Consider the following 14,452-nt stretch of genomic DNA (forward strand, 5'->3'; position numbering starts at 1 on the left):
TTTAGATTTACAACTTAAAAACAAAAAAGCCAAGACGAAGTGATAAATCATCTCTTAAACGCATAATTTTAAGTAAATTTGCAAAAATTTAAATTGAAAATGGAGAAAGTAAGAGTCCGTTTTGCTCCAAGTCCTACAGGACCTTTGCATTTGGGAGGCGTAAGAACCGCATTATATGATTATCTTTTTGCTAAAAATCAAGGGGGAGAATTTGTATTAAGAATTGAAGATACAGATACCGCAAGATATGTAGAAGGAGCTGAAGAATATATTGAAGAAGCTTTAGAATGGTGCGGAATCATTCCTGATGAGAGTCCTAAGAAAGGAGGAAAGTTTGCTCCTTACAGACAATCTGAAAGAAGAGATATCTATGACAGATATACAGAGCAGATTCTAAAAACAGATTATGCCTACATCGCTTTTGATACACCGGAAGAGCTGGATGCTATCCGTGCAGAATTTGAAGCAAAAGGTGATGTTTTCTCTTATGACAACAAAACAAGAAATCGTTTAAGAAATAGTCTTGCCCTTTCTGAAGAGGAAGTTCAAAGATTATTAGATGAAAAAACGCCGTATGTAGTAAGATTTAAAATGCCTGTTGACAGAATCTTAAATCTTGAGGACATCATCCGTGGAAAATCTTCGGTAAACACCAATACATTGGATGACAAGGTTCTTGTAAAAAATGACGGGATGCCTACTTACCACTTCGCTAACATTATTGATGACCACGAAATGGAAATTTCTCACGTGATTCGTGGTGAAGAATGGTTACCATCTTTAGGATTACACACTTTATTATATGAAGCAATGCAGTGGGAAGCTCCACAATTTGCACACCTTTCTTTAATTCTAAAGCCTGAAGGAAAAGGAAAACTAAGCAAGAGAGATGGCGATAAGTTCGGATTCCCTGTATTCCCGCTTGATTTCAAGGATCCTGAAACAGGTGTAGTATCTAAAGGATATAGAGAAAATGGTTATCTTCCTGATGCATTTATCAATATGGTAGCGTTATTGGGTTGGTCTCCTGCTGATGATAAAGAAATTCTTCCTTTAGAAGAAATGATTAAGGAGTTTGATCTTCATAAAGTACACAAGGCTGGGGCAAGATTCAGTAAGGAAAAATCAGAATGGTTTAACCATCAGTATATTCAGATGAAGTCTGATGAAGAGCTTCTTCAGATCCTTAAAAATACAGATCTAGATCTTTCTGCTGTTTCGGATGAAAAGCTTTTAAAAGTAATTCACCTGATGAAAGAAAGGGCTACATTCCCTAAAGACATCTATGAGAATGGAAAATTCTTCTTTGAAGCTCCCTCTTCTTATGATGAAAAAGCATCTAAAAAAGCATGGAATGATGAAACATCTGCTATTTTAGGAGAATTATCCACAATATTTGAATCTACAGACTTTGTTGCTGAAACCTTAAAGCAGGCTATGCATGATTTCGCGGAAAACAAAGGCTTGGGAATGGGTAAGGTAATGATGCCTCTACGTTTATCTTTGGTAGGAGAATTGAAAGGACCAGATGTTCCGGATATTCTGGAAATCATTGGTAAAGAGGAAAGTACCTCTAGAATAAGCAATGCTATAAATAATTTTAAATAGAATTAACATAATTTTTCATACATTTGAAAGATTTAATTTACTTCAAGAAATGGAATATTTAAGTTTCGAACTTCCTATCAAAGAATTGATGGACCAATACCAGACGTGTTCTTTAGTAGGAGAAGAAAGTGGTGTTGATGTAAAATTAGCATGCAGTCAGATTGAGGATAAGATTTTAGAAAAGAAAAAAGAAATCTATGGAAATCTTACACCTTGGCAAAGAGTACAACTGTCTCGTCACCCGGATCGTCCTTATACACTGGACTACATCAACGGAATGGCAGACAAAGGCAGTTTCTTAGAACTTCATGGAGACAGAAATTTCGCTGATGACCCGGCAATGATTGGAGGATTGATTACCTTGGATGGTCAGAAAGTAATGATCATTGGGACTCAAAAAGGAAGAACTACTAAGGAAAGACAGCACAGAAGATTTGGAATGCCAAATCCTGAAGGATACAGAAAGGCTTTAAGACTAATGAAGCTTGCTGAAAAATTCAACATCCCTATTGTGACATTAGTAGATACACCGGGAGCTTATCCAGGATTAGAAGCTGAAGAAAGAGGACAAGGTGAGGCTATTGCAAGAAATATTTTTGAAATGGTTCAGCTGAAGACTCCAATCTTCACTTACATCATTGGTGAAGGAGCAAGTGGTGGAGCTTTAGGAATAGGTGTAGGTAATAAAGTATATATGTTGGAAAACACATGGTATACTGTAATTGCACCAGAAAGCTGTTCTTCTATTCTATGGAGAAACTGGGATCATAAGGAAGATGCAGCCAATGCATTAAACCTTACTCCTCAGGATGCCTTAAGAGAAAAGTTCATTGACGGAATCGTTGAAGAACCACTTGGGGGCGCTCACTATGATCAGGAGACCACTTATTTAAACTTGAAAAATTCTATTTTACAAAATATCAAGGCTTTTTCCAAATTTACAGGACAGGAGCTTGAAACCCAGAGACAAGACAAGTTCATTGCGATGGGTCAGTTTAAAGGATAAAAATAAAAAAAGGTTAAGAAAATTTCTTAACCTTTTTTACTTTAGTCTTCTTCTTTAATCCTCAGCAACATTGAGGGCAATCTCAATATCCTGAGTAATTTTCTTTAATGAGGAATATTTCGCATCACATACCATTGTTGTCAGCACATATTCTCCTTTATCTATTAAAATAAAATTTTGTCCTTTCGCAGGAACACTTAGATTATAATATTTTTTGCCACTTATTTTTATAATTAAATTACAGCTGGATCTGTTTTTAATATTAATATAAGCTTCATTAGAACTTATATCAGTATTAAAAATATGGGTCAACATCGCTGCTGTTCTTTTGGCTTCACTACTTGGTTCAGACTTTGCAGCTCCTGCACTTTTTGCGGATCCTGCTGATGCATAAGTTACTCGTCTTTCTTCTTTCAAAGCATTAATAGCATCATTAATTTTATCCGTGTTCTTGGTATTATTTGTGGTAGTGGCCTTAGTATTATTCGATGTATTGTTGCTTGCAAGCACTTTACCGCTGTTTAATTCATTATTTTTTACAATTTTTTCAATTTTTTCTTTACTGATTGGCTTTATCGTAGGTTTAGCCTCCGGAGAATTATCTGCCATGATAATGTCCATCAATCTTTTTTTCAAGCGATCTGTTTTTGCATGACCGGGATTCTGCTTTATGAAGCCTGCAATCACTCTAGCTTCTTTAGAAGTCTCGGCTTCCTGCTCTGTATAAATGATCACAGTTTCTTTTTCTACAACAGCTTTAGATTTTGATTTTTTCTTTTTTTGAGAAAATCCAAGAGAAAAAACGCATATAAATAGGAGAAGGAAGATTTTTTTCATTAATCAAATCTTTAAAATAGTATTAAATATATTAATAACGTGAAAAGTCATTTTTTAGTTTATGATTAAAATCATTATCTTTGCACTGCTCTAAAATTAAGCTAAAAATTAATACTAATCTTAAATAAAAAATAATAGATATTATGTCTTATACACCAGTTGCTGCAGACGTAGCTAAATTAAGAAACCAAACAGGTGCAGGTATGATGGACTGCAAGAAAGCTCTAGTTGAAGCTGAAGGAGACTTCGAAAAAGCGGTAGATATCCTTAGAAAAAAAGGACAAAAAGTTGCTGCTAACAGAGCTGACAGAGATTCAAGTGAAGGTGCAGTAATCGCAAGAGTAAACGAAGATAACACTTTAGGTGTTGTAATTTCTTTAAACTGCGAAACTGACTTCGTTGCTAAAAACGAAGCTTTCATCGAGCTTGCTTACGAAATAGCTGAAATGGCTATCTTCGCTGCTACTAAAGAAGAATTATTGGCTACAGATTTCCACGGAATGACTATTGCTGAGAAATTAATCGAGCAGACAGGAGTTATCGGTGAGAAAATTGAGATCGGTGCATTCGAAAGAATTACAGGACCTTTCTTAGGAGCTTACATCCACGCTGGAAACAAAATTGCTGCTATCACTTCACTTTCTGCTAAAGTAGAAGGAGCTGACGAAGCTGCTAAAGCTGTTTCTATGCAGGCTGCTGCTATGAACCCAATTGCTCTTGATGAGACTTCTGTTTCTCAGGAAACTATTGATAAAGAATTAGAGATCGAAAGACACAAACTTGTTGAAGAAGGTAAGCCTGCAAACATTATCGACAATATCTTGAAAGGTAAAATGCAGAGATTCTACAAAGACAACACTTTGGTACACCAAGATTTCATCAAAGACAGCTCTATTTCTGTAGCTGACTATGTAAAATCTGTAAACGCAGATCTTAAAGTAACAGGATTTGTAAGAATTAGCTTAGCTTAATCTTTCTTTCAAAGAAAATACTTAATCCCGATGAGTTTCATCGGGATTTTTTTGTGGAATAAACTTAATGAATATGAACGCAAAATGAAGTGAATTTTAAATATTCAACAATTGTAGCCTAATTTAAATTTCAAAGTTTTTTTTACGCAAAAATGTGATTATTAATACATAGATTTGCGGCCCCTTATAATAATACATGAAAAAATTTCTACTAGCTATTTGCACTTTTATTTGCTTAATTGTTAATGCACAATTGGATACCGAGCACTGGTTTGCTCCCATGTCTGCAAGTTCGCTTCAGGGAAATACTCCCCCGCAATGTTATTTATATCTCTCAACCAACGAGACTATTCCGTTTTCTGTACAGGTCTCTAATAACAATATTGTTTTTTCTACCGTACAGGTAAGTAAAGGAAACCCTGTACAACTTACAGTTCCTAGCACTTACATGATTGCTTCTACCATGAACAATCTGTTTACTCAGAATACGATGGGGCTGCATGTAAAAGGATCTAAAAAATTCTTTGCTAACTTTAGGTTTTCAGTTCCACAACAAGCTGAAATTATTACTTCTAAAGGAATGGCCGGAGTTGGAAAAACTTTTTTCATAGGAACCGCTCCCACCACTTCTCCAAAAGATTATGTAAACTCCACTGTAGGGGTTACTGCTACAGAAGACAATACCACGGTAACTCTATCCGGATATAGTTCTAATATTGTTTTTGCGGATGGTAGTGTAATGCCTTCCAGAACATTTACTATTAATAAGGGTAAATCTTATATCCTTGATGTAAATAGTGATATGGGCGGAGTGAATAACAGAAGAGGATTGTTAGGGGCAAAACTTGTTGCCAATAAACCTATATCGGTAACTAATGGAAACTTCAACGGTCTTTATACAACCCAAAACAGCACCAATGTAGATATATTGATGGACCAGGCTGTTCCTACGGAGAGACTTGGAAAAGATTTTGTAATGGTAAAAGGAAATGGACCAAATACTGTAGGAATGGAGAAAGCTCTTATCATTGCTACAGAAAATAACACTACCCTTATCATCAACGGAAATCCTTTATCGGGTGTTACTCTTAATGCTGGAGAATATCGTATGATTGAAGCTACAAGCTACATCAATCAGGGTAACGGAAATTACAACATGAATATTTCAGCGAGCAAAAATGTATATGTATATCAACTTCTTGCCGGTGCTTCAGGAAACACAGTGTATCAGACAGGAGGGATGAATTTTATACCACCTTTAAGCTGTTTTTTGCCTAAAGAAATCAATGAGATAGGGCTCATTAATATGATAGGCAGTACTGCTTATAATACAAAACTTAATATCATTACTCAAACGGGAGCAACAGTAACCGTTAATGGAAATCCAGTGACAGGATTTGCTCCTGTAAGCGGAAATTCAAATTGGATAACCTACTCCATGCCAAATGTAACCGGAAATATTACGGTAACTTCTACAAAACCAGTTACAGCAGGAATTGCCGCAGGAAATGGTGCTGTAGGATATGGAGGATATTTTGCAGGATTCTCTTCTATTCCGGTGATTTCCAAAACCGGTGATTGTTACAATGGGGTACTTTTGGAAGTAGATCCGGGACATGATGCCTACAAATGGTATCTTAACGGAGTTGAAATTCCGGGGGCTACAACCCCTACTATCAATCCAGATTTATCCGGATCAGGAATATATACCTGCTATATTACTAAAACTGGTTGTGAATCCAGAATGACTGCAGAGTTTGATTATACAGCATGTCCGCCTATAACCACAACAACCTATGATATCGGATCATGTAATACGAAAGTAATTACTCCTTCATTTACAAGCTCGAGCCAAACAGTGGTTCCGGCTAATACAAGCATTATTGTACAACCCACTAATGGAACTGTGGCAATAAACCCTACAACAGGGCAAATTACTTATACTCCCAATGCAGCTATTACCACAGATATTACGGATACATTTACATATTATATCCAGGGAAGTGGAACGCCGGCAGCATTTGAATATTTTAAAATTGTAGTCAATACCCATGTTCTTCAGACAACTAATGACAGTATGTTTTCTTGTGCTGCAGCCAACGGGAACGGAACCTTTAATCTGAAGAATGCTAATGTAACTCCGGATACAAGTGCAACGGTAACTTACTTTACAAACGCCAACTTAACAGGACCAATAGCCACTCCTACTACTTATTCAGGACCATCAGGAACTGTCTATGCTAATGTAACTTCTATTTATGGATGTTCTAAAGTGTCTACAATTACATTAAGCACCTATCCTACTCCTAATATTAACACCAGTAACTTCAATGCTAATATTTGCGATGAAAATCTAGATGGAATAGTGGATGTTAATTTCAACAATGTAACACCACAAATTGTAACGAACTCTGCCAACTTTACTGTAAAATATTATCCTACCCAGGCTGATGCCAATGCAGGAAATAGCAATACGCTTCCTACCAACTGGACTTACACAGCCAGTACTACTGTATACATAAGGGTAACAGCCAATGTAGGAGACTGTCCGCCAGCTTTAGGGCAAATTAATTTCACCATTGGAAATAAAATTCCTTTAATAACAGACAATGCAAAAACAGACATCTGTGACAATGATCTGAATGGATCAGAATCTATAAACCTAAACGACTACAAGGCTTTATTTACAATAGATCCGACAGTAGTTTTATCATTTCATGCTTCCCTTGCCAATGCTCAGACAGGTACTAACCCTATTGCAGCTTCACAGGTTATTACTTCTACAGGTGTATTTTATGTAAGATTCCAAAGTAGTACAGGATGCCCTAATACCGGTGTATTAACACTTACTTTAAAAGCTCCTAAAAAATCTACCACACTTCATGATCAAATCATCTGTTCCAACGAAAAGATTCTATTGGATGCAGGACCCGGATTTTCTTCTTACTTATGGAGCAATGGAGCAACAGTCCAAACTATTATTGCAAATGCAGGAACTTATTATGTAGACCTTGGATTCAATGGATGTGTATACCGCCAACAGGTAAATGTAACAACGGCACAATCCCCTAGCATTACAAGAATAGATGTTTCCGGTACTACGGCAACAGTTCATGTAACTGGAGGAACTCCTCCATATAAATATTCTTTAAATGGCTTAGACTATCAGTCATCTAATATTTTCACAGGGCTATCAAGAGGGCTTCATACAGTATATGTATTAGGTTCAGATGGATGTCGTTATATCACCAAGGAGTTTTTAGTCATTAATCTTATCAATACAATTACACCTAATGGAGATGGCATCAATGATGTTCTTAATTATTCCGAATTAAGAATAAAACAAGACGTATCTATAGAGGTCGCAGACCGATACGGAGCCTCTGTTTATAAGTCTTCAGATAAAAATTATATTTGGGATGGAAGATCAAACGGAAGAAATCTTCCTACGGGAACATATTGGTATGTAATAAGATGGATTGAACCAGATTCAAAATTACAAGTTTCTTACTCAGGATGGCTTTTAATTAAAAATCGAGAGTAATTTTTAACATTTGTTTGCAATTTATTAAAGGTATTTGATTTTTTATTTTAATTTTGTAGAAATCCTAATTCCATACACATGAAAAGATTTCTACTTAGTTTGGTGTTACTTTTTTTATCAATTAATACCCTCTTTGCGCAAAGGGATACTGAACATTGGATAGCACCTTATTACACAGCTCCCTCTGTAGGGGACTTTGAGAACAGGCTATATCTATCCACAGATTCCACAACACCCTTTCCCGTACAAGTATTTAATAATAATAACGTTCTTACAACGGTTACCATCAGTAAAGGAAACCCGCAGACTGTGGATGTAGATGCATCTATTATATCTGCTAATGCGACTACGCAAGCCTTTAATGTAGGCAGCAAAGGGCTTTATCTAAAAGGAGAGAAGCCTTTTTATTGTAGTTTAAGATTGGCACAATCTGTACATGGTGAAATTATTACCAGTAAAGGAAAAGCCGGAATTGGTAAACAATTTTATGTAGCCGCCAGTCCTAATACAGACCTTAATGGCCTTTATAACTTTACGGCAGGGATTATGGCTACCGAAAACAATACCAGTGTAACAGTATCATGGAATACTCCAGGACTGGTATTCACTAACGGAACGCCTCCCGGAAATACCCATTCATTTGTTTTAAATAAAGGAGAATCTTTCATTTTTACCGGAAGTGGATCTACCGCAGCTAATAAGAACGGATTTATAGGCGCAAAGGTGGTTGCAGACAAGCCTGTTACCCTTACCAATGGAAGTTGCAACGGTAACTTCTCAACTCCTACAAGTGGCTCTGACCCTATTCTTGACCAATCGGTTCCTGTTGATAGACTTGGAAACACTTTTGCCATGGTAAAAACAAGATCTACCAATCCTATGCTTAATATGGAGGGAGGACTTATTATTGCTACTGAAGACAACACTGAAATCTATCTGAATGGATCTACTACTCCTATTGAAACAATTAACGCAGGAGGTTGGTACCGAATTAATGAAACAAGCTATGTAACACAAGCTGGTGCAGGAAATCATTCCAATATGTTTATCTCAACATCCAAGAATGTATATCTATATCAATTTATAGGAATAGATAATAATGCAGCAACAAATGGGTTTAACTATATTCCACCATTGAACTGTTTCCTGCCAAGAAAAATTGATGAGATTGGTAAGATCAATGAAATGCCTGGCGTTACAGATGCCATTACACTAAAACTAAATATTCTAACTGAAGCAGGAGCTACCGTATTGGTAAATAATAACCCTCCTAGTACAGCTGAAGGACCATATCCTCTTACAGGAAATACACAGTGGGTAACTTATGCAATATCTGGAGTTGTAAACAACCTTACCATTACCTCTACCAAGGCTGTAACAGCAGGTATTAACGGAGGATACAGCTCTGCCGGATATGGAGGTTACTTTGCCGGATTCTCTTCAATTCCTGTAATTGCGAAGAAAACAGGAGATTGTGTTCCAGGGCTTATTCTGGAAGTGGATGATGGATATGAAACTTACCAGTGGTTCAGAAATGGAGTAGCTATCCCAGGGGCAACATCTTATAGCTATACTCCTACACAATCCGGAAATTATACCGTGAAAGTAACAATGGGAACATGTCCTCCTGTTACTACACCAGTTTATAAAGTACAAAACTGTTTAAAAATTACAAAACAAAACCTTGCAGTTTGTGCTACCAAGATCATTACACCTACTTTTACGTCTTCAACACAGACTCCGGTAGCAACTACAGTAAAGATTCTTACCCCTCCTACTAAAGGTACAGCAGTTGTAAATCCAAATGGAACAATTACTTACACACCGAATGCTAATTATGAGGGACCAGATAAAATTGTTTACACATTTTGTGGAGATTCTGTAGAGTTTACAGACTGTGAAGAAGTTACTCTAGAGCTTAATGTTATTCCTTTCGTTGTAAAAGATGCGACTATTAAAGCTTGTTGGTATGATGTAGCTCCTTATGCTTATTTTGATTTAACTAAGGCTAAGATTACAGATTACGGAGCAGCAATAAAAAAATACTACCGCTCATTAACCGACCTGAATGCGGGTATCAATGAAATAACAACACCAGATAACTTCCCTTCAACGGGTGGATTTGTATATGTAAAAGTATCTACTGCTGAAGGATGTACTGCTATTTCAAAAATTGAACTTATTCCTCTTCCAATCAAAAAATCTCCAATCTTAGTAGATAAATATATTTGTATTGATGCTAAAACAGATTTAGACGCTGGACCTGGATATGACTCTTATGCGTGGGACAATGGTGCTACTACTTCTGGAATCAGAAATGTAGGAGTTGGTGAGTATTCTGTAATACTAAGTAAAAACGGATGCTTCCTTACACAAGTAGTAAGAGTGAAAAAAGCTGAAGATCCTGTAATTCAACAAATCGAAATCAACAATAATAGTGCAACAGTAATTGTAGCGGGTGGTAAAGCTCCTTATAAATTTGCTGTGGACGGAACTGCAAACTGGCAAGATTCTAATACTTTTGCAGGATTAACAAGAGGTCAGCACACATTCTATGTAAAAGATGCTTACAACTGTACGCCTGTTGCTACAGAAATTACAGTTCCAAATCTATTGAATGCGATTACACCTAACGGAGATAATGTAAATGACTTCATCGATTACAGTGAACTTGCTTATAAAGACAACCTATCTTTTGTAGTATATGACAGATATGGAAATATGATATTTACCGGAACTAAATTCAATAATTACAAGTGGGATGGAAAACATTTTGACAAGAGACTTGTAACCGGTACATATTGGTATCACGTATCTTGGAATGAAGCTAATAAAGAAAAGACTCAGGTAAAATACACAGGCTGGATTTTAGTAAAAAACAGAGAATAATAAATTCAAAATAAAACATTCAAAACCGCGACTTTAAAATCGCGGTTTTTTTATTACCTTTTCAACAATTCAATGCTTTTTATTATTAAATTTGTGATAAATACCCTCACTGAATGAAGAAAGTTCTATCTTTTTTATTTATATTCTACATTTTCACCTCTGCTTTTGCACAATTGGACCGAGAACATTGGTTTGCTCCAATGGTGGATAGATCAGGAGCACCCAGCCCCTATCAGAAACTTTATCTGTCTACCAGCAGAACAACACCTTTCCCGGTGAATATTTATAACAATAATATTCTGATCGGAACTGTAAATATCAGTAAAAACAATCCCCAGAAATTTGATGTTTTAAGGAATTATATTATTACCACACAACAGTCAGATGTATTTACTCCTACAACAAAAGGGTTATACCTAAAGGCAGAATTTCCTTTTTATGCCAACTTAAGATTTTCAGTGCATAATCATGCAGAAATTATTACTTCCAAAGGAATTCCCTCAACCGGAAAGAATTTCTTCACCGCTTTTGCTCCTATCACCGTAAGCAATAATATCCTAAACTTCATGACCAGTATTCTGGCAACTGAAGACAACACTACTGTTACCATTACCGGCTACAGCCCACAAGTACAATTTTCAAATGGAACCACGGGCGCAACTAACCCCACAATGACTATCACCTTAAACAAAGGGCAATCTTATATCATTGACGGAATTGGAGACATGGCTGGAAATCTTGATGGATTTATAGGAGCGAAGATCACATCGAACAAACCAGTGAATGTTACCAATGGAAACTTCAATGGACAATATGCAGGAAATTTTTCCACAAGCTCTGATATTTTAATGGATCAGGCAGTACCGGTTGACCGACTTGGTAATGAATTTGCCCTCGTAAAGGGCAATGGAACTATTGGCTCTAATATGGAGGGCGCTATCATCGTTGCAACCCAAGATAACACGCAAATTTATGTTAATAATGAACTGGTTCCTGTTGCTACCCTCAACACCGGAAAATACTTTGTAATTCCGGATACTAAATACATGCTTCAGGGCGGAGGACATTATAACTTATATATTAAAACTTCTAAAAACGCCTATGTTTACCAAATTTTATCCGGAGATTCTAATACAGGAAACGAAGTGGCTACCGGAGGTTTCAATTTTATTCCCGCTCTAAATTGCTATCTTCCAAAGCAGATTAATGAACTGGGGTTTATTGATGAAAACTTTGTTCATTCCAATGGAAATCCACTGGGAATTCTTAATATTCCTACAAAGCTGAATCTTATTACAGAAAGAGGAGCTACGGTTACCGTAAACGGTGTAAACCCACCAGCTTCAACCGGCCCTTACAATATGACCGGAACCAATAATTGGGTTACTTATGGAATCCCCAATACTACAGGAACTATAACCATAGTTTCAAATAAAGCTATTACTGCAGGGATTACTGCAGGAAGTGATGCAGTAGGATATGGAGGATTCTTTGCAGGTTTTCCTACACAACCTGTGATTATAAAATCAGGAGGAAATTGTGCTCCGGGAATGGTACTTACTGTGGATCCTATCATTTATGATACCTATCAATGGTATAGGAATGGGAATCCGGTTTCTGGTGCTACAGGCTCATCTATTACTCCCACACAGTCCGGATATTATACCTGTTCTGTGACTATGGGCAGCTGCGCTCCTTTAGTGACTGAACAGTTTAAAGTATTGAATTGTACCAAGCTTACGACGACCTCTTATGATGTGTGTACCAGTCAGATTATATCACCTACATTCACCAACTCGCCCCAAATCCCGGTACCTGCTACAGTTGCTATTACAACTCCACCCGCCCTTGGTACGGCAGTTATAAATCCTACTACAGGAATCATTACCTATACAGTTAATACTCCTGGTACAGCAGGAACGGATACATTCACTTATACTTTCTGTGGCAATGATCCTGACTTTCCGGATTGTGAAACCGTCACTGTAAACATCAATATCAAAGCTATTACCGTTACCAATGTAACGATGAAGGCCTGTGATATAAACGGACAAGGAACATTTAATCTGACTACAGCCAATGTAACAGCAAATAGCCCTGTCAACATCACCTATTATCCGACTCTATTAGATGCTCAAACGGAAAATCCTGCTGCCCTGATTACTACCGCAAATTCTTATACCGCCCCTAACGGCACCATTGTATATGCCGTAGTAAAAAATAGCCTAGGCTGTAAAAGTATCGCACAGATCACTCTTTCCCTTTACAACAAAGCCATAGTTGTGGACAATTACAATGGTATTTTCTGTGATGATAATATGGATGGAACAGTAAATGTCATATTATCCAATATCACAGGTATTGTGCTTAATAATCCAACCTATTTTGCAGTAAGATATTATGCAAATTTAGCCGATGCCAATGCAGGAAATGCCAACACACTTCCTAATATCTGGAGCTATACAACGACGACAACCATCTACATCAGAGTAGATTCTCCTGATGGATGCGCATCAGTCATTAAACCTTTACAGTTCAGTATTGGAGCAAGAATACCATTATCAAGTAGATCTGTTACAGATACTGTGTGTGATGACGACCTAGATGGAGTAAAATCTGTAAACCTTGCTCAATTTATCCCGATGTTCACGACAGATCCTAATGTAACGTATACATTTCATGGAAGCTTGTCAGATGCTCAAAATGACATTAATCCAATTTCAGCAACAATCAATATTACAACTCCTCAGACTTTTTATATCCGTTTTGAAAAAAATGGTGTCTGCCCGGAGGTTGCCTCTATTAAAATCACTATTAAAATTCCTAAAAAATCAGACCTACTGATAAACCAGACCATTTGTCCAAAAACAACGACAACACTGGATGCCGGTCCAGGATTTGAAAAATATCTGTGGAGCACCGGAGCAACCACTCATTCTATCACCAATGTTCCAGCCGGAAGCTATTGGGTAGAACTCACTTTCAATGGATGTGTTTACAAACAACTGGTAAACGTTACAGAATATCAGCTTCCTCTGATTACTTCTATTGAAATTGACGGAACTACTGTAAAAGTTGGAGCCACTGGTGGTACACCACCCTATCAATACTCACTGGATGGCGTCATTTGGCAGAGTTCAAATGTCTTCTATAATGTACCAAGAGGAGCCCACAATGTTATAGTAAGAGATTCTAAGCTATGTGGAGAAGTTAAAAAGGAATTTGCCATTATTAATCTTATCAATACCATTACGCCCAATGGTGATGGTCGTAATGAGGGAATTGATTATTCTGCTTTAATGGCCAATGATAATCTTGTATTCCGCATCTTTGACCGGTATGGAGCCGAAATCTTCAGAGGAACCCCAGAAAACAGATATACCTGGGACGGAAGAATCGGAGGCCGATATGTTCCTACCGCCACCTATTGGTATTTTATCACCTGGACAGAATACGGATCTGCAATTTCGATAAAATATTCAAGCTGGTTATTGGTAAAACATAGGTAAAAGATCAGAGGCTGAAAGAAAGTAATTCAATAAAACTTTCTTTCAGCCTTTTACTTTTAAGGCATAATTTGAACTAAAATGAAGTTTA

The 14,452-nt window shown here is 37.0% G+C and carries 7 protein-coding genes; 6 read left to right on the plus strand and 1 reads right to left on the minus strand.

Going from position 1 to position 14,452, the window contains the following annotated elements; all coding sequences use genetic code 11:
- The first annotated feature begins 99 nt into the window (after positions 1–99).
- Together gltX and C1638_RS15525 are read left to right on the plus strand one after the other, a co-directional pair.
- Entirely contained in the window at positions 100–1,608 is a 1,509-nt protein-coding gene (gene gltX / locus C1638_RS15520) for a glutamate--tRNA ligase (RefSeq protein WP_109622414.1), read from the plus strand.
- Positions 1,609–1,657: 49 nt separating this feature from the next.
- Complete coding sequence (locus C1638_RS15525; protein ID WP_109622416.1) at positions 1,658–2,614, plus strand: acetyl-CoA carboxylase carboxyltransferase subunit alpha; 957 nt, start codon at positions 1,658–1,660, stop codon at positions 2,612–2,614.
- Between the two features lie 54 nt (positions 2,615–2,668).
- Here the strand turns inward: C1638_RS15525 and C1638_RS15530 are convergent, their stop codons facing one another.
- Positions 2,669–3,451 carry a DUF6759 domain-containing protein gene (locus C1638_RS15530; protein WP_109622418.1) on the minus strand — a complete coding sequence of 261 codons (783 nt, stop codon included), beginning with the start codon at positions 3,449–3,451 and terminating at the stop codon, positions 2,669–2,671.
- Positions 3,452–3,594: 143 nt separating this feature from the next.
- On the opposite strand from C1638_RS15530, the gene tsf reads away from it, so the two are divergent.
- The 4 genes from tsf to C1638_RS15550 all read left to right on the plus strand — a co-directional run bounded on the left by tsf (position 3,595) and on the right by C1638_RS15550 (position 14,364).
- A complete protein-coding gene (gene tsf / locus C1638_RS15535) occupies positions 3,595–4,422 on the plus strand; it encodes a translation elongation factor Ts (protein ID WP_109622420.1) in 828 nt (275 codons plus the stop codon).
- Between the two features lie 196 nt (positions 4,423–4,618).
- The gene (locus C1638_RS15540) at positions 4,619–7,966 is read left to right on the plus strand and encodes an FIDD domain-containing protein (protein ID WP_109622422.1); all 3,348 of its coding nucleotides are present in this window, start codon (positions 4,619–4,621) and stop codon (positions 7,964–7,966) included.
- Between the two features lie 78 nt (positions 7,967–8,044).
- Positions 8,045–10,855, plus strand: coding sequence for a T9SS type B sorting domain-containing protein (locus C1638_RS15545; RefSeq protein ID WP_109622424.1), 2,811 nt, complete (start codon positions 8,045–8,047; stop codon positions 10,853–10,855).
- A 113-nt stretch (positions 10,856–10,968) separates the two neighbouring features.
- Positions 10,969–14,364: an FIDD domain-containing protein gene (locus C1638_RS15550; protein ID WP_109622426.1), complete on the plus strand. Its 3,396-nt coding sequence runs from the start codon at positions 10,969–10,971 to the stop codon at positions 14,362–14,364.
- Positions 14,365–14,452 lie beyond the last annotated feature (88 nt).

This window comes from Chryseobacterium oncorhynchi, from assembly GCF_002899895.1.
GTDB lineage: Bacteria > Bacteroidota > Bacteroidia > Flavobacteriales > Weeksellaceae > Chryseobacterium > Chryseobacterium oncorhynchi.

Excerpts from the sequence above, each read along its gene's own strand:
- C1638_RS15550 (WP_109622426.1), top strand. The coding sequence starts at position 10,969 with ATGAAGAAAGTTCTATCTTTTTTATTTATATTCTACATTTTCACCTCT.
- C1638_RS15525 (WP_109622416.1), top strand. The coding sequence starts at position 1,658 with ATGGAATATTTAAGTTTCGAACTTCCTATCAAAGAATTGATGGACCAA.
- C1638_RS15545 (WP_109622424.1), top strand. The coding sequence starts at position 8,045 with ATGAAAAGATTTCTACTTAGTTTGGTGTTACTTTTTTTATCAATTAAT.
- C1638_RS15540 (WP_109622422.1), top strand. The coding sequence starts at position 4,619 with ATGAAAAAATTTCTACTAGCTATTTGCACTTTTATTTGCTTAATTGTT.
- C1638_RS15530 (WP_109622418.1), bottom strand. The coding sequence starts at position 3,451 with ATGAAAAAAATCTTCCTTCTCCTATTTATATGCGTTTTTTCTCTTGGA.
- gltX (WP_109622414.1), top strand. The coding sequence starts at position 100 with ATGGAGAAAGTAAGAGTCCGTTTTGCTCCAAGTCCTACAGGACCTTTG.
- tsf (WP_109622420.1), top strand. The coding sequence starts at position 3,595 with ATGTCTTATACACCAGTTGCTGCAGACGTAGCTAAATTAAGAAACCAA.